Origin of the sequence: Mesorhizobium sp. CAU 1741, assembly GCF_039839275.1 — a bacterium.
In the GTDB taxonomy this organism is placed as follows: Bacteria; Pseudomonadota; Alphaproteobacteria; order Rhizobiales; family Rhizobiaceae; genus Aerobium.
In genome coordinates this window covers 397,373-417,806 of the sequence record NZ_JBDOQP010000002.1, presented here as the reverse complement: position 1 = coordinate 417,806, position 20,434 = coordinate 397,373, and the positions used below count along the sequence as shown (strand labels likewise).

The 20,434-nt window shown below is 64.5% G+C and carries 18 protein-coding genes; 11 read left to right on the top strand and 7 right to left on the bottom strand.

Annotated elements, in window-relative coordinates; translation table 11 throughout:
- The 7 genes from AAFN84_RS08900 to AAFN84_RS08870 are packed head-to-tail and all read left to right on the top strand — an operon-like array spanning position 1 to position 6,124.
- Positions 1-864, top strand: coding sequence for an ABC transporter permease (locus tag AAFN84_RS08900; protein WP_347514205.1), 864 nt, complete (start codon positions 1-3; stop codon positions 862-864).
- Positions 864-1,691, top strand: a complete 828-nt coding sequence (locus AAFN84_RS08895; protein ID WP_347514204.1) for an ABC transporter permease — start codon at positions 864-866, stop codon at positions 1,689-1,691. Before AAFN84_RS08900 ends, AAFN84_RS08895 begins: the two co-directional genes overlap by 1 nt.
- Positions 1,688-2,707, top strand: a complete 1,020-nt coding sequence (locus AAFN84_RS08890) for a glutamate cyclase domain-containing protein (RefSeq protein ID WP_347514203.1) — start codon at positions 1,688-1,690, stop codon at positions 2,705-2,707. The genes AAFN84_RS08895 and AAFN84_RS08890 overlap by 4 nt, the downstream gene beginning before the upstream one ends.
- Positions 2,707-3,774 carry an ABC transporter ATP-binding protein gene (locus tag AAFN84_RS08885; protein ID WP_347514202.1) on the top strand — a complete coding sequence of 356 codons (1,068 nt, stop codon included), beginning with the start codon at positions 2,707-2,709 and terminating at the stop codon, positions 3,772-3,774. Before AAFN84_RS08890 ends, AAFN84_RS08885 begins: the two co-directional genes overlap by 1 nt.
- A gap of 15 nt (positions 3,775-3,789) precedes the next feature.
- Complete coding sequence (locus tag AAFN84_RS08880; RefSeq protein WP_347514201.1) at positions 3,790-4,791, top strand: glutamate cyclase domain-containing protein; 1,002 nt, start codon at positions 3,790-3,792, stop codon at positions 4,789-4,791.
- Positions 4,792-4,803: 12 nt separating this feature from the next.
- Complete coding sequence (locus AAFN84_RS08875; protein WP_347514200.1) at positions 4,804-5,757, top strand: glutamate cyclase domain-containing protein; 954 nt, start codon at positions 4,804-4,806, stop codon at positions 5,755-5,757.
- Positions 5,758-5,776: 19 nt separating this feature from the next.
- Positions 5,777-6,124, top strand: a complete 348-nt coding sequence (locus AAFN84_RS08870; protein ID WP_347514199.1) for a RidA family protein — start codon at positions 5,777-5,779, stop codon at positions 6,122-6,124.
- A 102-nt stretch (positions 6,125-6,226) separates the two neighbouring features.
- On the opposite strand, the gene dgcN is transcribed toward AAFN84_RS08870, so the two are convergent.
- Positions 6,227-7,228, bottom strand: a complete 1,002-nt coding sequence (dgcN, locus tag AAFN84_RS08865; protein ID WP_347514198.1) for an N-acetyltransferase DgcN — start codon at positions 7,226-7,228, stop codon at positions 6,227-6,229.
- 272 nt (positions 7,229-7,500) lie between these two features.
- Between dgcN and AAFN84_RS08860 the strand changes: the two genes are divergently transcribed.
- Positions 7,501-9,195: a bifunctional metallophosphatase/5'-nucleotidase gene (locus AAFN84_RS08860; RefSeq protein ID WP_347514197.1), complete on the top strand. Its 1,695-nt coding sequence runs from the start codon at positions 7,501-7,503 to the stop codon at positions 9,193-9,195.
- Between the two features lie 32 nt (positions 9,196-9,227).
- On the opposite strand, the gene AAFN84_RS08855 is transcribed toward AAFN84_RS08860, so the two are convergent.
- Both AAFN84_RS08855 and AAFN84_RS08850 read right to left on the bottom strand, forming a co-directional pair.
- Positions 9,228-10,157, bottom strand: a complete 930-nt coding sequence (locus AAFN84_RS08855) for a DMT family transporter (RefSeq protein ID WP_347514196.1) — start codon at positions 10,155-10,157, stop codon at positions 9,228-9,230.
- Positions 10,157-11,110 (bottom strand): nitronate monooxygenase family protein, encoded by a 954-nt coding sequence (locus AAFN84_RS08850; protein WP_347514195.1) that lies wholly within the window; start codon positions 11,108-11,110, stop codon positions 10,157-10,159. Before AAFN84_RS08850 ends, AAFN84_RS08855 begins: the two co-directional genes overlap by 1 nt.
- A 193-nt stretch (positions 11,111-11,303) precedes the next feature.
- Between AAFN84_RS08850 and AAFN84_RS08845 the strand changes: the two genes are divergently transcribed.
- Positions 11,304-12,308, top strand: a complete 1,005-nt coding sequence (locus AAFN84_RS08845) for a hypothetical protein (protein ID WP_347514194.1) — start codon at positions 11,304-11,306, stop codon at positions 12,306-12,308.
- 3 nt (positions 12,309-12,311) lie between these two features.
- On the opposite strand, the gene AAFN84_RS08840 is transcribed toward AAFN84_RS08845, so the two are convergent.
- Both AAFN84_RS08840 and AAFN84_RS08835 read right to left on the bottom strand, forming a co-directional pair.
- Complete coding sequence (locus AAFN84_RS08840; RefSeq protein ID WP_347514193.1) at positions 12,312-13,916, bottom strand: cisplatin damage response ATP-dependent DNA ligase; 1,605 nt, start codon at positions 13,914-13,916, stop codon at positions 12,312-12,314.
- Positions 13,913-14,926: a ligase-associated DNA damage response exonuclease gene (locus AAFN84_RS08835; protein ID WP_347515085.1), complete on the bottom strand. Its 1,014-nt coding sequence runs from the start codon at positions 14,924-14,926 to the stop codon at positions 13,913-13,915. Before AAFN84_RS08835 ends, AAFN84_RS08840 begins: the two co-directional genes overlap by 4 nt.
- A 471-nt stretch (positions 14,927-15,397) precedes the next feature.
- On the opposite strand from AAFN84_RS08835, the gene AAFN84_RS08830 reads away from it, so the two are divergent.
- A complete protein-coding gene (locus AAFN84_RS08830; RefSeq protein WP_347514192.1) occupies positions 15,398-17,920 on the top strand; it encodes a ligase-associated DNA damage response DEXH box helicase in 2,523 nt (840 codons plus the stop codon).
- A 5-nt stretch (positions 17,921-17,925) separates the two neighbouring features.
- The gene (pdeM, locus tag AAFN84_RS08825; protein WP_347514191.1) at positions 17,926-18,633 is read left to right on the top strand and encodes a ligase-associated DNA damage response endonuclease PdeM; all 708 of its coding nucleotides are present in this window, start codon (positions 17,926-17,928) and stop codon (positions 18,631-18,633) included.
- 7 nt (positions 18,634-18,640) lie between these two features.
- On the opposite strand, the gene AAFN84_RS08820 is transcribed toward pdeM, so the two are convergent.
- Positions 18,641-19,444, bottom strand: a complete 804-nt coding sequence (locus AAFN84_RS08820; protein ID WP_347514190.1) for a TIGR02186 family protein — start codon at positions 19,442-19,444, stop codon at positions 18,641-18,643.
- Between the two features lie 3 nt (positions 19,445-19,447).
- Positions 19,448-20,371 carry a sulfite exporter TauE/SafE family protein gene (locus tag AAFN84_RS08815; RefSeq protein ID WP_347514189.1) on the bottom strand — a complete coding sequence of 308 codons (924 nt, stop codon included), beginning with the start codon at positions 20,369-20,371 and terminating at the stop codon, positions 19,448-19,450.
- Between the last annotated feature and the right edge of the window lie 63 nt (positions 20,372-20,434).

Below are 20,434 nucleotides of genomic sequence, written 5' to 3'. Positions count from 1 at the left end.
ATGCGTCCCGGTGAGCGGGCGTGGACCCGCTATCTCATTCTGGGTCTGCCAACGGCATACTTCATTGCGCTGGTCGCATTCCCGCTCTTCGTTCTCGGGCGCATGAGCTTCTCCGTCCCCGAAAGGGGGCGGGTCTTCGGAGACGGCTTCTCTTTCGGAAATTACGCCGAAATATTCGCCAATCCGCTCTTTCTTGAAACGCTGGGAGTGACGGTCCGGATCGGCATCATCGTTTCTCTCTGCGCGCTGGCAATCGGCTTCCCGCTGGCGCTGTTCATATGGCGTGCCAAGGGTTGGGTCCGCAGCCTGGTGATCTTCATCACCATTGCGCCGATCCTCATCAGCGTCGTTGTGCGCTCCTACGGCTGGATCGTGCTGCTTTCCAACCGCGGCCTGGTCAACTCGACGCTGATGTATTTCGGCGTCATCGAAAGACCGATACGCCTGATCTTCAACGAGACCGGCATCGTGATCGGCATGACCCACGTGCTGCTTCCCTTCATGGTGCTGTCGATCATGAGCACGCTGCAGTCGATCGACAGGTCGCTTGAGGATGCCGCCTCGACGCTCGGCGCCCGACCGCTTCGCGTCAATCTCGAGATCATCCTGCCCCTGGCTCTCCCCGGCATCGTCTCGGGCATGATCCTCGTCTTCATCTTGTCCGTCGGCTCGTTCATCACCCCGGTTCTGCTGGGTGGCCAGATGGTCATGACACTGCCGATCCTTGCACTCCAGCAGTTCCAGACCACCTTCAACTGGGCTCTCGGCTCCGCGATCGCCACGATGCTTCTGGTAGCGGTGCTTCTCATCACGACCGTGTTCGAACGGCTGTTGCGCAAGCACCTCATACGGGGAGCGGGGTGATGAGCCGCTATTCTCCCGAGCGCCTTTTCTTCGGCGCGCTGATCGCGCTGATCTGCGCCTTCATCCTGGCACCCGTCTTCGTCGTGCTCGCCGCCAGCGTCTCGCCGACGCCGTTCCTCGTCTTTCCGCCGACCGGTTTCACGACGCGCTGGTTCACCGACATCGTGACGCTCAACCAGTATTGGCAGGGTTTCAAGTTCAGCTTCCAGGTGGCGATCCTGTCGACGATCCTGTCGGTGGCCATCGCGCTGATCGTCGGACTGACGATGGCGGCGGCTGAATTTCGTGGCAAGGCACTGCTGCAGGCATTCTTCCTGTCACCGATCATCCTGCCTGAACTCGCCTTGGCCCTGGGGCTGCTGCAGTATTTCAGCCAGATCGGCGTGGTGCGTGGAATGATGCCGCTGGTGCTCGCACACGGTGTCGTCTGCGCCCCTTACGCGATCCGTACCATCCAGGCGTCCGCGGCACGGCTCGACCGCAATCTCGTCGATTGCGCGCTCAGCCTCGGGGCACGGCCCTGGCGCGCGCTCGTCGATATAACGATCCCGATGGTGCGCCCGGGAATGGTGGCGGGTGCCGTCATGGCCTTCGTGATGTCGTTCGACAACGTCACGATCTCGCTCTTTCTCTCGTCGCCCGGTTCCATGCCGCTGCCGGCCCTTCTCTACAACCAGGCAGCCGAAGCCGGACTCAACACCACGCTCGCTGCGGTGTCGGCAATGCTCATCGTCTTCATGCTGGTCGTGATGATCGTCATCGAGCGCCTCATCGGGCTCGAAACCTTCGCCGCCAGCACCATGCAGGGAAAGGACAGCCGCGCATGACCGCGTATCAGGAACACCCAAACCTTGAAAACATCTGTCGCCAGATCGATCGGCTGACGACTGTGGAGATGCGGATCTCCGACTATTCGCGCGGGGTCATCGCCAAGCTGCACGAGGCCGCGGTCGAGGCTCAGGGCGGGCTGCCGCTGTCGCTGCTCGCCGCACGGCACATCATGGCCAACGCCAAGGAAGGCCGGTACTTCTTCGTCGTCACCGGCGCGGGCAATCCCCGCTTCCTGCCTGCGGGCGAGACCGATGGCCCTCCGGGGGCGGTCGCTCTCGCGCTGGCCATCCACGCGGCAACCGGCGCGGTTCCGATTCTTCTGACCGACGAGCCCTTCGTCGCCAACGTCGAGGCCACCGCACTTGCCGCCGGCCTCGGCCTGCGCGACATCAGCGCGATCGCGGAAATCCCCTATAGCACGGCGGTGCTCCCGCTTGTTCCGGGCGATGCCGCCGAGGCGACCTGCAGCGGCTATCTCGACCGGTTCGACCCATGCCTGATGATCTCGATCGAAAAGATCGGGCCGGCCGCCAACGGCGTCGCCCATTCCGCCTCGGGCAAGCCGGTCGGCGACACCCATTGCCGCGCGGAACCGCTCTTCGAGGAAGGCACGCGCCGCGGCGTCGCGACGCTCGGCATCGGCGACAATGGCAACGAGATCGGCTACGGCAAGATCGTTCCCGCCATCCACAAGCACAAGCCGTCGGGCGAGACGCTCGCAACCCGCGTCGAGACCGACGTTCTGGTGGCGGCCAACACGTCGAACTGGGGCGGCTACGGCATCATCGCTGCGATGGCGGCACTGATGCAGAAACCGGAACTGGCCCACACGGCAAAGGCGGAACGTCGCATCCTGGAAGCAAACGTCGCGTTCGGCGCGGCGGATGGCTCTACCGGGCGGCATATCATGGCGGTCGACGGCATGGATGAAGAGGTCCAGTACGCGGTCGTCACCATGCTTCAGCATATCGTCCGCAACGGGCTGATTTCCGGCTTCAAGCGGAGATTCTGATGGCGCGGGCAGCATCCAGCCTCGATATCGATCGGGTATCGCTCAGCTATGGCAGGAACATTGCCGTCGACGACGTTTCGGTCAACGTCGCCGCGGGCGAGTTCCTGGGCCTGCTCGGTCCGTCGGGTTGCGGGAAGACGACCCTGCTTCGCATGGTCGCCGGCTTCCTGGCCCCGGACGAGGGGCGCATCGTCTGCGACGGCACCGACATCTCGCACCGTCCGCCATATGACCGGCGGTTCGGCGTCGTGTTCCAGAACTACGCCCTGTTTCCGCACATGACGGCTGCGGAGAACGTGGCTTACGGCCTCAAGGTGGCACGCGTGCGCAAGCCCGAGATCGCGGAACGGGTCAAATCCGTTCTCGATCGGGTCGGATTGCAGCATGCCCGCGATCGCTATCCGCGACAGCTTTCCGGCGGCATGCAGCAGCGGGTCGCGCTGGCACGTGCGCTGGTGATCGAACCGGCGATCCTGCTTCTCGACGAGCCCCTGTCTGCGCTCGACAAGAACCTGCGCGAGGAGATGCAGGTAGAACTGCGGCTGCTGCAGCAGAATGTCGGTGTGACGACGATCTTCGTTACTCACGACCAGGAAGAGGCGATGACGCTGTCCGACCGTATCGCCGTGATGCGCGACGGCAAGATTCTTCAGATCGGTTCCCCAAGCGAAGTCTATGCCAATCCAGTCTCACGCTTTGTCTCGACATTCCTCGGCACCACGAACCTCATCGATGGGCGCCTGGAAAGCGTCGGCGACGGCGTCGCGACCGTGGACGTAGCAGGCAGGCGCGTGCAGGCGGGAGCGGCGGAATCCTCATTGTCGGCGGGACAGAACGTCACCATCGCCGTCCGGCCCGAGGACCTCATCGTCGGAGGCGAAGAGACCGGACTACCCGGCCACATCGTCGACATCCTGTTCCAGGGCCATCGGCTGATCGTGATCTTCAAATCCGACGATGGCCAGGAACTGCGTGCCTTCGCACCGGTGACCGGCTGGTCGTTGGCGAAGGGCGACCGCGCCTATGCAAGCTGGCGCATGACCAATTCGAGAATTCTTACAGACTAGGGAAGAAGGGACATCATGGACGCTACCACCTGCGAATATATCGACCGGCTGATCAACATCGAGATGAGGCCGGGCAGCGGCCTGCCACGCGGGGTCACCCACCAGATGTACGCCGCCGCCCGCGAAGCCCAGAACGATCAGCCGCTGACGTTCCTCGCGGCCGAGGCACTGATCAAGGCGCTCTCGAAGGGCGACCATGTTCTCGTGGTGACCGGCGCCGGAACCGCGCCTTGGCTGCCCAAAGGCGAAACCGACGGGCCGATGGGCGCCGCGGCAGTTGCCCGCGCGCTCGACATCGGCATCGGCGCCAAGCCGGTGATGATCTCCGAGACCCGAAACATGGGGCCGGTGATCGGCTCGGTCGAGGGCATTGGTCTCGCCATCGCCGACGAAGCGGATTTCCCAAAGCGCGGCGGCGTGACAGTTGCCCGCGAGATGCCGCTGGGACTTGAAGCGGGCGCCACCTTCGTCGATGCGATCTTCGCGGAGTTCTCGCCGCGTGCCATCGTCTTCGTCGAGAAGGGCGGGCCTGGAATCTCCGGCAATTTCCACAGCCTGCTAGGCACGGCGCGGGACCCGGACGACATGGCATGCGCACACTTGCTCGTCGAAGAGGCGAAGAAGCGCGGCGTCCTGACGATCGGCGTCGGCGATGGCGGCAACGAGATCGGCTACGGCAAGATCCGTGACGCGATCACGAAGATCCAGCCGCACGGCCCGAAGGTCGGCACCGTCACCGAAACCGACATTCTCATCTCGACCGCCGTCTCCAACTGGGGAGGCTACGGCATCGCGGCCGCGCTTGCCGGCCTGCTCGGCAATCCAGACGTCATCCACAGCGTCGACGACGAATACCGAATGCTCGACCGATGCATCGCCGCTGGCGCGATGGACGGACTCCTGATGCGGGTCGTGCCCTACGTGGACGGCACCTCAACGCCAGTCCAGGGCGCGATGATCACCATGCTTCGCGAGATCGTCACCAACAGCCTGCGGACCATCAACCGCGATTTCTGACGGGAGTTCCCCATGCACATTGCAGCAGATGCGATCGACCGCGTCATATCGGTCGAAATGAGAAGGCGTGGCCGCGAACGCGGTTTCAAGGCGGCCCTGGCTGCGGTGTGCAGAGAGGCCGAAGACAGGCCGCTGGTGCTGGCCGCCGCCGAGGCCCTCGATCGTGAACCCGCGAGGATCACGATCGTCACCGGCGCCGCATTGCCGGACCACATGCCGGTCGGTGAAAATGACGGGCCGTTCGGGGCGGCCGTCTTGGCCCAGAAGCTGGAAAAGATCGGTCACACCGTGACCATCTGTTCCGATGCCGAGTGCATCCCGCCGATCGTCGGTTTGCTCAAGTTCCTCGGCGCGAATGCATCCGTGCTGACGCTTCGAAAGGGCGATACGGCGCAGCAGGACGAAATCCTCGAACAAAGCGACATGCTGATCGCCATCGAACGTCTCGGCGGCAACCCGAACGGCCACCTGCACGGCATCAGCGGGGCGGTGCGCGATCCGTACCGCACCAACGTGGACTACCTTTTCAACCAGGCCCGAGAACGCGGCAAACGCACCATCGCGATCGGTGATGGCGGCAACGAGATCGGGTTCGGCAAGGTTCGCGATGCCTTGATGGCAGCGATACCGGGGCACAATCAGGAGCAGCGGACCCCCTGCGGCGGCGGAATCTTCTCGACGGTTGCCACGGATATTCTGGTATTCGGTACGTCATCCAACATCGGCGCCTATGGCGTTCTGGCTGCCTTGGCGATGGTGCGCGGCGACACGTCGCTCTGCCATGATCCCGATATCGAGGAGCAACTTCACTATGTCGGCGTCGGGTTGGGGCTGACGGATGGCGGCGGCGGCGGCGTAGTGCCCGTCTGTGACGGCATTCCCGCCGATTGCAACGCCGCGATCGTCAGGTTGATCGAGAATATCGCGATCCGCTACCTCGACGAGCCGAAGGTGCGCCCGTTCTGAACATGAGAGGAATATGAGTATGGCACTTCAACGCTATCCGGGTAACAAGCGCATGAGCGCGGCGGTTGCGCATGGCGACACGCTCTATCTGAAAGGCGTCACCCCACGCGATACCGATGGCGAGATCGAAACGCAGACGCAGGACGTGCTCGACCAGATCGACGCTCTGCTGCTGGACGCGGGGAGCGGCCGTGACAAGGTTGTGAAAGTGATGATCTGGATCACGGACATCCGCAATTTCGAGCGGATGAACTCGGTCTACGACCAATGGATCGTCGCCGGCAGCGAACCTGTACGTGCCTGCGTTGAGGCGCGCCTCGCCGATCCGAAAATGAAGGTCGAGATACAGGTAGAGGCCGCTCTTTAATCTGGACGATGTCGCTTCCGAGCCGGATGTCGAATCTGGCTCGGAACGCGATTGTGACGGCGAGAGGGAAGCGGCGCTACGCTGAACGGCTGAACAGAAACTTCAAATCGCCGACAGTGCGTCCACGAGGCGGCTTGCGCCGTCGCGGAACGGATCGACGGCGGGCAGCCCCATGCGCTTCTCGACGTCAGCGAGATAGGATTTCGCCTCGTCGACGCCCATGCCGGCAGTGTTGATCGATATGCCGACCACCTTGACGTCCGGGTTGACCACCTGCGCCATCGTCAGCGCGGCTTCGCGAAGCTGTTCGAGGCTCGGCAACTGGTAGTGCGGCAGGCCGCGCATGTGGCTGCGCGTCGGCTCGTGGCACAGCACCAGCGCGTCCGGCTGGCCGCCATGTACGAGCGCCAGCGTGACGCCTGAATAGGACGGGTGGAAAAGGCTGCCCTGCCCCTCGATCAGGTCCCAGTGATCCGCATCGTTGTCGGGCGTCAGCCATTCGATGCTTCCGGCCATGAAGTCGGCGATGACCGCGTCGAGCGGCACGCCGGACCCCGTGATCAGAATGCCCGTCTGCCCGGTGGCGCGGAACGTCGCCTTCTGGTCGCGCGCGCGCATCTCCTTTTCCATGGCGAGCGCGGTGTACATCTTGCCCACCGAACAATCGGTGCCGACCGCGAGGCAGCGCTTGCCGGTGCGCCGCTTGCCGTCGGCGATCGGGTACTGCACCGTCGGAACGCGCACGTCGTAAAGCGCGACGCCCGCCTTCTCGGCCGCGTCGACCAGTTCCTTGCGATCCCGCAGCAGATTGTGCAGGCCCGATGCGATGTCCATGCCCGCTTCGATGGCCTCGATCAGCGTCGCGATCCAGGCATCCGAGATGACGCCGCCACGGTTGGCGGCACCGACCACGAGCGTTCGGGCGCCGGCGGCCTTTGCTTCCGCGATCGTCATCTCGGCGAGGCCGAGATCCGCCTTGCAGCCCTCAAGCCTCATCTGGCCGAGCGAGAACTCCGGCCGCCAGTCCTTGATGCCTTGGGCAACCTTGGCGGCCAATTGATCCGGCGCATCGCCGAGAAAGAGGAGGTAGGGGGTCTTGAGCATTCCGGGTCTGCCTTCTGCAGGGATAGATATTGCGTCACGTTTAGCAGTGGCGGCGCAGCCCGTCATGCCCCTTGCGGTGGTCCAGCGGACAAACCGATTAGCCGGCTGGCAAATGTAATTCTTGACCAGACGGTAAACGCGGGCGAACATTCATCAAGCGATCATGGAGCAAGGGCATCATGGCGCCGTACCGGCCTGCGCCGGCTGCGGTTGCTGGCAGCTTCGAGATCGCCGGGGACATAAACAATACAACGCGCAAATGGAGGCGTGACATGTCGAATGAAAACAATCGTGCGGGTGGGCAGGCGAAGCCTGCGTTGAGCCGTCGCCGCTTCCTGCAGGTTGCCGGTGCCACCCTCGCGGTCACGAGCACGGGCTCCCTCGCGCATTTCTCGATGCGCTCGGCCCATGCGCAGGGCGCGTTCAAGCTCAACATCCTGCACATCAACGACATGCACTCGCGCGTCGAATCGATCAGCAAATATGGCTCCACCTGCTCGGCCGAAGACGAAACGGCCGGTGAATGCTTCGGCGGCTTCGGCCGCGTCGCGACCAAGATCTGGGAACGCCGCAAGGCGATCGAGGATGCCGGCGAGAACGTCATCACCCTCGACGCGGGCGACCAGTTCCAGGGATCGCTGTTCTACACCACCTACCGCGGCAAGGCGGAAGGCGAGTTCATGAACAAGATCGGCTTCGACGCGATGGCGCTCGGCAACCACGAGTTCGACAACGGCCCGGACGTACTCGCCGACTTCGTCGATTTCGTCGAGTTCCCGGTCATCTGCGGCAACATCGAGGTGGCCGACGGCGAAAAACTCGCCGGCAAGGTCGACGAGTGGGTGATCCTCGATGTCGGCGGCGAGAAGGTCGGCATCCTGTCGGTTCTGACGCCGGACACGGCGACGATTTCCTCGCCCGGCCCGAACGTCACCATCGGAGACGATATCGAATACCTCAAGGAGGCGGTCACGCGGATCCGCGGCGAGGGTGTCAACAAGGTGCTGCTTCTGTCGCATGTGGGATTCCCGCGCGACCAGGAAATCGCAGCGCAGGTGGACGGCATCTCGGCGATCATCGGCGGACACAGCCACACGCTGCTCTCCAATACGGTGGAGGGCGCGCCGGCCTATGCGACGCTGGTCGAAAATCCTTCCGGCAAGGCAGTGCCGATCGTCCAGGCCGAGGCCTATTCCAAATATCTCGGCGATCTGGCGCTTACCTTCGACGCGGAAGGCTATGTCGCCGAGGCCACGGGCGACACGCTTCTGCTCGATGCCTCAATCACGCCTGATGCGGAAATCGAGGCCCGCATCGACGAACTCGCCGGCCCGATCGAAACCATGAAGTCGACCGAGGTGGCCGAAATAGCGGGCCCGATCGACGGCAGCCGCGAGACCTGCCGCGCCAAGGAATGCGAGATGGGCAATCTCGTCACCGACGCGATCCTGTGGAAGGCGGCCGACCAGGGCGTGACGATCGCAATCCAGAACGGCGGCGGGCTGCGCGCGTCCATCGACGAGGGCATGGCGACCGTCGGCGACGTGCTGGCGGTGCTGCCGTTCCAGAACACCCTCGCCACGATGAAACTGTCGGGTGCCGATATCGTCGCCTCGCTGGAAGCCGCCGTCAACGACATCGAGAATGGCGCCGGCAAGTTCCCGCAGGTGGGCGGGCTTCGCTACACGCTCGACATGTCGGTCGCACCAGACCAGGGCCGCGTCAAGGACGTCGAGGTTATGGATGGCGACCAGTGGACCGCCATCGAGATGGAGAAGATGTACGGCGTCGGCACCAACAACTTCATGCGGCAAGGCGGCGACGGCTACGCGCTGTTCGCGTCCAACGGTGTCGACCCTTACGATTACGGGCCGGGAATGGAAGAGGTCGTGGCCGAATATCTGGCCGAGCACGCGCCCTACCAGCCCAAGCTCGAGGACCGCATCACGGTGACTGGCGCCAACTGACGCTGGCAGCCATGGACAGGAGCCGCCGGTCTTCAGCCGGCGGCTCTTCTCGTTATGGGGGTCGAGCGACGTTGCACCCGCTCGCGCCAGGCGATCGTCAGGGCACCGCCGATGATCAGCAGCGCGCCGATCAGGCCTGCAGTGGTCGGCTGTTCTGAGAAGACGAGATAGTCGTAGACGCCGGCATAGATCAGTGTCGTGTAGAAGAACGGCACCACGAAGCTGGCATCGCCGCGCTTCATCGCTTGGATGAACAGAGCCTGCACCGTGACCATCGTGGCGCCCACGGCGGCGAGAAGCAGCCATTGGCCGGGCAACGGCGCGCGCCACACGAACGATGCCGCCGAAAGCGCTAGCACGGCTCCGATGAAATTGTTGATGGCCAGAATGCGCAGGGGCGGTTCGCTGTCGGTGAGCTTCTTGATGAGGATCGCTTCGGCACCCATGAAGACGGCGGCGGCCAGTGCTACCAGCGCGATCGGCTGGAACGCCTCGGTGCCGGGTTCCGACAGGATGACGGCTCCCGCGAAGGCGATTGCCGCCGCGCCCCAGCGCCAAGGGCCGACGCGTTCGCCCAGGAGCGGAATCGACAGCATCATCGCAACGATCGGGTTGAGGAAGGAAATCGCGGTGGCGTCGGCGAGCCGCATCGCCGAGGACGCGGCAAACAGGCACGACACCCCGGCCCAGCCGAACAGCACGCGCAAGATGTGGTTGCCCCATCTGGCGCCTTTGAAGTCCGGGCGCTTCCATGCCAGCAACGGCAGCAGGACGAGGAACGCGAACAGGAAGCGTCCGGCAGACACCTGCAGGGGATGAAGCGGATTTGCGCCGGCGGCGGGACCGAGCATTTTGGCGATCAGCGTGGTGGCCGCGACCAGTGCGCAGGCCACCAGCATGAGCCCCACGGAGACGATGACGTCGCGGGGTGAATAAACGCGCGACGCAGGGGCAAGCTTCATCAGGCGGCGATCTTCCTTTTCGCCGCCTCATACTCCCCGGCCAGCCGATCGACAAGGTACGCGGCTCCGACGATCTCGTCGACAACGCCGATACCCTGGCCACAGCCCCAGATGTCCTTCCAGGCCTTGGTCTTGTCGCTGCCGAAATCCATCTTGGTCGGATCAGACTGGGCGAGATTGTCGGGGTCCATTCCGGCGGCGGCGACCGAGCCTTTCAGATAGTTGCCGTGCACGCCGGTGAAGAGATTGGAATAGACGATGTCGGCCGCCTTGGAGGCCACGATCATGTCCTTGTAGCCATCGGTGGCGCGGGCCTCTTTCGTGGCGATGAACGGCGAACCGATATAGGCCAGGTCCGCGCCCATTGCCTGCGCCGCGAGAATGGCGCCGCCATTGGCGATCGCCCCGGACAGGAGCAGTGGCCCGTCGAACCACTGGCGGATTTCCTGCACCAGCGCGAAGGGCGACAGCGTGCCGGCATGTCCTCCGGCTCCGGCGGCCACGGCAATCAGGCCGTCGGCGCCCTTCTCGATCGCCTTGCGGGCGTGACGGTCGTGAATGATGTCGTGCAGCACGATGCCGCCATAGGAGTGGACGGCGTCGTTGACTTCCGGCACGGCGCCGAGCGACGTGATGACGATCGGCACCTTGTACTTCACGCACATTGCAAGGTCGTGCTCGAGCCGGCCGTTCGACTTGTGGACGATCTGGTTGACCGCGTAGGGCGCGCATTTGCGATCGGGGTGCGCGGCGTCATGCACGGAAAGCTCTTCGCTCATCTGCGCCAGCCACTCGTCGAGCTGCGCCTCGGGACGGGCGTTGAGGGCTGGAAAGGAGCCGACGATGCCGGCCTTGCACTGGGCGAGCACCAATGGCGGGTGGGAAATGATGAACATCGGCGAAGCGACGACGGGGATGCGAAGGTTTGTTTTCAGAATGTCGGGCAACGCCATGGTTCGCCTCTCTCCCTTGCTGTTGACGTTTTCGTAAACGTCAACCCTACCAGAACCGATCTCTCCCGCAAGCGCACTCACCTGTGCATTGCGTAGGCGTGCATGCATGGCAATGGCCGCATGCCGATTGCTTGAAGGCGTACGGAAGGTTAACCATGGCGTGTAACAGACATCCGTGCGGTGGATTCAAGGCTTGGACGCATTCGAAAAAGCGATACGCAGTGCCTTTGACAAGGGAGACCCGTCTCGGCGCGACTTCCGCGAGAAGGTCTACCGATCGGCATTTGCCGCACTGGAGCGCGCGCTGGAGGCCAGCCCGAATGCCACGCAGGCGGCTGCGGCACAGCGACGCCAGGCGCTGTCAGCGAAAATCTCGGAAATAGAGGCGGAGTTCCTGCCCGCGGTTCCTGCCGTAGACGCGGCGCCACAGCAGCAGCGTCCAACGGCAGCCGAAATCGAAATGCCATCGGTCTCGCGTGAGGACCGAGCGCGCGCGGCGCCTGTCCAGGGCGCGCTCGACGACGAGATCGAGCCGCCGTCCTATGGCGAATATGCACCACGCTCGCGCCGCGGCCGATCTTTGACCGCGATCATTGTCACGGTTGCCGTGCTGGCGATTGCCGGACTGGGCGCGTGGTGGGCGCTTGCGCCGTCCGCACCGCAGTCTGAGACCGCCGCCGTACCGCCCCTGGACAGTGAGGACTTCGCACCCGACGAGCCGACCGGCCAGCCGCGCATGGTTGTCCCCGGTCAGGATCTGGGTGACTGGATCAACGTATTCGACCCTACCGATGCGAGCACGGTCACGGCGCCAGGTGATTCGAGCGCCGAGCTCTCCAACGAGAACGGTGAACCGTTCATTCGTATCAGTTCCGGCGCCTCCGGCTCGCCGGTGCTGTTCGATGTCGGGCAGGGCGTGCTCGAGCAGATCGCCGGTCGTCGCGCGGTCTTCAACGTCGTCGCGCAGACCGAGGACGGACAGGAAACCCAGATTTCCGTCGATTGCAGCCTTGCCGAACTCGGCGACTGCGGGCGCAAGCGCTATGCCGTCGGAAGCACGCGGGAGGAGTTCCTGTTCGAGATCGACCTGCCGGAAGTCGATCCCGGTGCGGGCGGCACGATCGCCATCAACCCGGACGTCGAGGGTGGCGGAAAGGTCGTCGACATCTATGCGATCCGGGTCTCGACGACGGAATAGTCCCTACCCGTCAAGCATCGCCGTCAGCGTCTCCAGACGATCCGCCTCGGCGGGCGGCTTGTCCCATCGCAGACGGGAAATGCGCGGAAAACGCATCGCCACGCCGGACTTGTGTCGCGTGGATCGGTTCAGGCCCTCGAAGGCCACCTCCAGCACCAGCCCGTGGTCGGGCTGGGCCCGCACCGAGCGTACCGGACCGAACCGTTCGATCGTGTTGTCACGCACGAACTTGTCGATCTGGCGCAGCTCTTCGTCGGTGAAACCGAAATAGGCCTTGCCCACCGGCACCAGTTCCGGCTCGGTTTCCGAACCGGTCCACACGCCGAACGTGTAGTCCGAATAGAAGCTCGACCGTTTGCCGTGGCCGCGCTGGGCATACATCAGCACGGCGTCGATGATGTGCGGATCGCGCTTCCACTTGAACCATGGTCCCTTTGGCCGGCCAGCCACGTAAGACGAATCGAGCCGCTTCAGCATTACCCCCTCGATGATCGGGTGCGGCGGGGCCATGCGCAGGCGGTCGAGTTCTTCCCATTGCGAAAACGGCACCAGCGGGGAGAGGTCGAAACGTGCGGGATCGAGCGTTGCGACGAAGCGCTCCAGCCGCCGCCGGCGTTCGGCGAATGCAAGGGGGCGGATGTCTTCGTCACCCTCCAGCAAGAGGTCGTAGCAGCGCATGAAAGCAGGGAATTCGCGCATCGTCTTGGCCGACACGCTCTTCCTGTTGAGCCGCTGCTGGAGATCGGAAAACGAACCGGTATGGTCCGGCGGATGGCCAACGAGCAGTTCGCCGTCGAGCGCGCCGGAATAGTTCATCGCCTCGAGCAGGTCGGGAAACGCGCCGGAAATCTCATCGCCGGTTCGCGAATAGATCCGGTGGCGCCCTCCTTCACATACGGCCTGGACACGGATCCCGTCCCATTTCCACTCGGCGGCGTAGTCGGAAGGGGTGAGTTTCGCGAGATCGCCGTCCTGGACGGGAGTGGAGAGCATCACCGAGCGGAAAAGCGCCAGGGCTGCGCGCTCGGGTTTCGGTGCCTTTCCGTCGAGCCAGGCGAACAGTTCCTCGTAAGGCGGCTCCAGCCCGTGCCAGATCTCCTCGATGTCGTGGACGTCGACATCGCCGTAATTGGCAAGCGCCTGCTTTGCCAGCCGGGCGGACACGCCGACGCGCAATCCGCCGGTGACGAGCTTGATGATCGCAAAGCGCGACTCCGGCGTCAGTCGATCCAGCAGCCCCGCCAGCACCGTTGGTGCATCGGACCGGCTGGCATTGTCGAGGCGCTCGACGGCGAACGAGAGCGTGATGTCGGCGTCGTTGGAGGGCGTCGCCTCGTCGCTCGGCCACACCAGCGATATCGTCTCGGCAAGGTCGCCGACATAGTCGTAGGAGTAGGCGAAAAGCACCTCGTCCATGCGTTCGGCGACAAGCGCGCGCAGCAGCGCCGGCTTGACCGAGGCAAAGGAAAGATTCCCGGTGATGGCGGCCAGCGCCAGGCCACGGTCGGGATCCGGCACCTCGCGAAAATGATCCGCCATCAGCTTCAGCTTGGCATTGCGTGACGGCGTCAGCAGCAGCCGGTCGAGCAGTTCGGCGAAGCGTTTCATTCCTCCGCCTCGTCTTCATAGCCGACGAGATGCAGCGGTCGTGCCCGGATGCCGTTGATTTCGCACCACCGCACGACGGCCTCCTCGCGGCCGTGTGTCACCCAGACTTCGCCGGCGCCGGTTTCCACGATGGTCTCGGTCAGCTCGTCCCAGTCGCAATGGTCCGAGACGATAAGCGGCAGCTCCACGCCGCGCTGCTTGACCCGCTGGCGGATGCGCATCCAGCCCGAGGCGAACGAGGTTACCGGATCGGGAAAGCGGCGCGCCCAGCGATCTGCAAATGCCGAGGGCGGACCGACGACGATCGCACCGGCGAACCCGGACTTGGCGCCGCCTTCCACGGTCGCCGGCTCCAGCGCGCCGAGATCGATGCCCTCGCGCTTGTAGTAGTCGCACAGCCGGGCGAGGGCGCCATGGATGTAGATCGGGTCGTGATGGCCCGCGTCGCGAATGAGCCTTATGACGCGTTGCGCCTTGCCGAGCGCGTAGGCTCCGACGAGATGCGCGCGCTCGGGAAACTGGGAGACCGACTTGAGCAGCCGGCTCACCTCGTCGCTTGCCTTGGGGTGGCGGAAGACCGGAAGCCCGAAGGTGGCCTCGGTGATGAAGACGTCGCAACGCACCGGCTCGAAATCCGCGCAGGTGGGGTCAGCCGCCCGCTTGTAGTCGCCGGAAGCGACGATGCGCATCCCGCCATGCTCGACGGCGATCTGTGCGGAACCCAGTACGTGGCCGGCGGGATGGAACGAGACGTCGACGCCATTCACGGCGAGCCGCTCGCCATATTCCGCGACCTGCGTTGCCTCGGCGAAGTCCTCGCCATAGCGCAGCGCCATGATGTCGAGCGTCTGGCGCGTCGCGAGCACATGGCGGTGGCCGGCGCGGGCGTGGTCGGAATGGCCATGGGTGATAAGCGCGCGATCGACCGGGCGTACCGGGTCGATGAAGAAGTCGCCCGGGGGGCAATAGAGCCCTTCGGGGCGGGGGTGAAGCAGAAGCTGAGGCTGCATGGCCATTTGAAGATAGGCATTTGCGCGATCCCGGAAAGGGGCGCGCCGAATGTCTGTTCCGTCGCGGGGTGGGTGAGCGGTTTAGGCATGGATCCTCGGGTCAAGCCCGAGGACGACGAGGCGGAGAGGTGGGCTGTTCACAGGGCGATGGTAGGGGATTGAGTCCCGGCTGAGCATCGCATGGCTGACGACGCTATCCACGTCGTCATCACCGGCAGTGAAGTTGCACGGTTCCGGCATGGATCCTCGGGTCGAGCCCGAGGATGACGAGGTGGAGAAGGATATGCCTGCGTACAGTACGCCGAGTTAGCGTGGGCTGGTACAGCGTAAACGTGGCAAGACTGGCTATTTCCTATTTCCATTCGTCATCCTCGGGCTTGACCCGGGGATCCATGCCGGACCCTTTCCGCCTCACCAACGCCGCTCATTTCCCATCTTGGCGATCCCTTCTCCCGGCGCTACCTGTGGTTCGTGACGAAGCTTCCGCCCCTCCTGCCCGAGACATTCACACGCTGGTTCGAGACGCGCGGCTGGTCGCCGCGTCCATATCAGCTCGACCTGTTGGGGAAGACGCGCGCCGGCGCATCCGTGCTGCTGGTCGCGCCGACGGGTGCGGGCAAGACGCTGGCCGGCTTCCTGCCCGCTCTCACCGACCTTTCGCAGCGGGCGAAGCGGAAGCCGGGCGAGGCCCACACCGGCGTGCATACGCTCTACATTTCGCCGCTCAAGGCGCTGGCCGTCGACATCGAGCGCAATCTTGGCCGGCCCGTCAGCGAGATGACGCTCGACATCTCGATCGAGACGCGCACTGGCGATACGCCGCAGCATAAGCGTGCGCGCCAGAAGCTTGCGCCGCCGGACATATTGCTGACGACGCCGGAGCAGCTTGCCCTGTTGATCGCGTCGAAGGATGCCGACCGGTTCTTTGCCGGCCTGAAATATGTCGTGCTCGACGAACTGCATTCGCTGGTCACCTCGAAGCGCGGGCATCTGCTGGCGCTGGGCGTCGCGCGGCTGCGCAAGCTGGCGCCGCAGCTCCAGACGATCGGCCTGTCGGCGACGGTCGCCGATCCCGACGGGCTGCGCCGCTGGCTGGTGCCCCAGAACCCGGCAACGAACCCAGCCGGCGGCATGGCGGACATCATCACCGTCCAGGGTGGCGCCAAGCCGGTCATCACCATCCTGGACTCCGAAGAACGTGTGCCGTGGGCGGGCCATTCGGCGCGCTACGCCATCTCCGAGGTCTACGATGCGATCAAGGCACACCGCACGACGCTTCTCTTCGTCAATACCCGCAGTCAGGCCGAATTTCTGTTCCAGGAGCTGTGGCGGATCAACGAGGATACGCTGCCGATCGCGCTCCACCACGGCTCCCTCGACGTCGCCCAGCGGCGAAGGGTCGAGAACGCGATGGAAGCCAACGCACTGCGCGCCGTGGTGGCCACGTCGACGCTCGACCTCGGCATCGACTGGGGTGATGTCGACCTCGTCATCCATATCGGCGCGCCCAAGGGCGCCAGCCGGCTGGCGCAGCGCATCGGGCGCTCGAACCACCGCATGGACGAGCCGAGCCGTGCCATCCTGGTGCCCGCAAATCGCTTCGAAGTGCTGGAATGCCGAGCCGCACTCGAGGCGAACTATCTCGGCGCGCAGGATACGCCGCCTCTGGCGCAAGGCGCGCTCGACGTGCTGGCGCAACACGTCATGGGCATGGCCTGTGCGCAGCCTTTTGAAGCCGACGCGCTGCTGCAGGAAGTGCGCACCGCCGCGCCCTATGCCGAGCTGGACACTGAAACCTTCGCGCGGATCGTCGATTTCGTTGCCACCGGCGGCTACGCGCTGCGCACGTACGAGCGCTATGCGCGCATCCGCCAGACGAAGGAGGGACTGTGGCGCGTCTCCCATCCCCGCTTTGCCCAGCAATACAGGCTCAATGTCGGAACCATCATCGAAGAGCCGATGCTCAATGTGCGCATGGTTCGCGCCGGCGGCAGGCGCAGCCCGACCGGCGGCATGTCTCTGGGCAAGGTCGAGGAGTATTTCGTCGAGACGCTCGCGCATGGCGACACGTTTCTCTTCGCCGGCAAGATGCTGCGCTTCGAAGGCATCCGCGAGAACGAATGCTACGTCTCGAACGCGCCAGGCCAGGATGCGAAGGTGCCTTCCTACGCCGGCGGCAAGTTTCCGCTCTCCACCTATCTGGCGGCGGAAGTGCGCGCGATGCTGGCTGATCCGTCGCGCTGGAGCGCATTGCCGGAGCAGGTGGCCGACTGGCTGTCGCTCCAGAACGACAAGTCGATGCTGCCGAAGGCCGGCGAGATGCTGGTTGAAACGTTTCCGCGCGGCAAGCGCTACTACATGGTCGTCTATCCCTTCGAGGGCCGTTTGGCGCATCAGACGCTCGGCATGCTCCTGACACGGCGGCTGGAGCGGGCCGGCGCGCGCCCGCTCGGCTTCGTGGCCACCGACTATTCCCTGGCTGTCTGGGCGCATGCCGACATGGGGGCCATGCATCGCTCCGGCGACTTGCCACTCTCCATGCTGTTCGACGAGGACATGCTGGGCGACGATCTCGACGCCTGGATGGCGGAAAGCTGGATGCTGAAGCGGACGTTTCGGGCCTGCGCGGTTATCGCGGGGCTGATCGAAAAGCGCCACCCCGGGCAGGAAAAGACGGGCAGGCAGGTCACCGTCTCAGCCGATTTGATCTATGACGTCCTGCGCACGCACGACCCCGACCACATCCTGCTGCGCGCGACGCGGGCGGATGCCGCGGCCGGCCTGCTGGATGTCAGGAGGCTCGCCGACCTGCTCTCGCGCATCAAGGGTCGAATCGTGCATAAGGGCCTCGACCGAATCTCGCCGCTCGCGGTTCCCGTCATGCTGGAAATCGGCAGGGAAAGCGTCAAGGGTGAGGCCGACGACATGCTTCTATCGGAAGTCGAGGATGATCTGATCCGCGAGGCGATGGGAGAGGACCACCTGGAACGATGAACGCAATGCCTGACATGACCGGCGTCTCCAGACCCGCCCGGCCGCTCGACATCGCCGGCGAAGCGGCGTTGTGCGATCCGCGCGGCGCGCTTTATCTGCCGGATCTGGACCTGCTCGTGGTTTCGGACCTTCACCTCGAGAAGGGGTCGTCGGCCGCGCGGCGCGGCAGGCTGCTGCCGCCCTACGATACCGGTGCAACGCTCGAACGCCTGGAAGCCGTGCTCGCCGCCCACAAGCCGAAAACGGTGATCAGCCTGGGCGACAGCTTTCACGATTGCGGCGGCTCGGGGCGCATGCCGGCCCAGTATCGCGAGACCCTTCTTGGACTGATGAGCGGACGCGACTGGCTGTGGGTCACCGGCAATCACGATCCCGATGCGCCGGTCGATCTGCCGGGCACGGTCGTCGGCGAGATCGCGATCGGACGGCTGCGCTTCCGTCACGAGCCGATGCCCGGCGCGGACGCCGGTGAGATCGCGGGGCACCTGCATCCCGGCGCCATGGTCGTGCAGCGGGGCCGGGCGGTTCGACGCCGCTGCTTCGCGACCGATGGCGATCGCATGGTGATGCCGGCCTTTGGCGCGTTTACCGGCTCGCTCAACGTTCTCGACAGGGCCTATCGCGGCCTGTTTCGCTGGGAAACCTTCTTCGCCCATATGCTCGGCGCAAGCCGTGTCTATGCGGTGGCGGGCCAGCGCCTTCGCGCCGGCTGAGGCCGGCTCAGTCCCTTCTGAAGATCATGCGTCCGAGCCAGCCCGTGACGAAGGCCAACGCAACCGCCCCCAACCCATAGAGGAAGCCGTGCTCCTGGGCCGCACGATAGATGCGCTGCTCGAAGCCGGATTTGAGGATGGCGAGCTGAGCCGAGCTCTCGCGCACGAAAACGCCGTTCTTGAACAGGAAAGCACGCGCGCGGTGCGTGCCGACAGGCACGTTCGGCGCAAGATGGAGCGTTGCGCGGAAAAGGCTCTGCGACAGGAAATGCACGCCGCCGATGCGTTCGCTGTAGAGGCCGGTCGCCCGCTTGCGGTCGCGTAGCGCGGCGGTGAATTCCGCCAGCGTCGTGCGGTCTCCCTCGGCGCGAAGCGGCGTCACCGAGACGTTTTCAGAACCCAGCGCCATTTGTCGGTAGTTGTCCGGATAGGTGATGTCCTGCCAGGCGCGGGTGGTAGCCAGCGAATAGGACGACGGCACGTTGATGTAAGTTTCCGACTGGGTGTTGATCCACATCCCCAGCACCCGCGTCTTCTTGCGCACCACCAGCGGACGCGGCGGGCCCTCCAGCACGACGATCACGTCGTAGCGTCCCTGCCGGCTGATGAACGGGTCGGCATTGTCGAGCGCGCCGAAGATCGTCAGGTCTGCGCCTGAAAAATCGGTGGTGATCGCGACGCGATCGGTGGAAAGCCCGATCTGGATGCTCTCCTGCGGCGCCGTCTCGGGCGCTTGGGCGAGTGCGGCCGGTGCGAGCGCCAGCAGCGCCGCGAGCGTCGTGGCGATTGCCCTGCTAAGCGCCGCCTTCATCGCTCACACCCCCGACAGAGGGGAGAGCGAGTACACCGAGGCTGGCGGCGCGAACAGGTCGAACGCCAGCCGCAGCGCAACCGCCAGAACCAGCAGCGCCAACAGCGCGCGCAGTTGTTCGCCACGCAGCTTCTGGCCGGCCTTGGCGCCGTACTGTGCACCCGCCACGCCGCCGACCATCAGAAGGAACGCAAGCACCACGTCTACTGCCTGGTTGGTCGTGGCATGCACGACGGTGGTGTAGGCGGCCGTGACGATGATCTGGTAGAGCGATGTCCCCACGACCACGTTGGTCGGCACCTTGAGCATGTAGATCAGCGCCGGCACCATGATGAAGCCGCCGCCTACGCCCATGATCGACGCCAGGAAGCCGATCACCGCGCCCAGCACGAGCACGGGAATGACGCTGACGAACAGCTTCGAGGTGCGGAAGCGCATCTTCAGCGGCAGGCGGTGAATCCAGTTGTGTTGGCCCGGCTTGCGCAGAGAGGGCGACACGCCGCCCTTGGAGCGGCGCAGCGCATTGACGCTTTCGATGAGCATCAGTGCTCCGACACTGCCGAGCAATGCGACGTAGAGCAGCGAGACGAACAGGTCGAGCTGGCCGATGCTGCGCAGAAGCGAGAACACCCATACGCCGAAGCTGGAGCCGAATATGCCTCCCGCAAGCAGGACGGTGCCGAGCTTGAAGTCGATCGTCCCCTTCTTGAGATGCGACAGGGCACCCGAAATCGACGACGCGACGACCTGGTTGGCACCGGTCGCGACCGCGATAGCTGGCGGAATATTGTAAAAGATCAGCAGGGGCGTAATCAGAAATCCGCCACCTACGCCGAACATTCCGGAGAGGAAGCCCACCGCAGCCCCCATGGCCAGAAGGACGACCATGTTGACTGACATTTCCGCGATCGGGAGATAAATGCCCACCGCCAAACTCGACTGAACGTGCCCTGACACCGGCGAGAAACCGGCGCTGCAAGGGTCATGAAA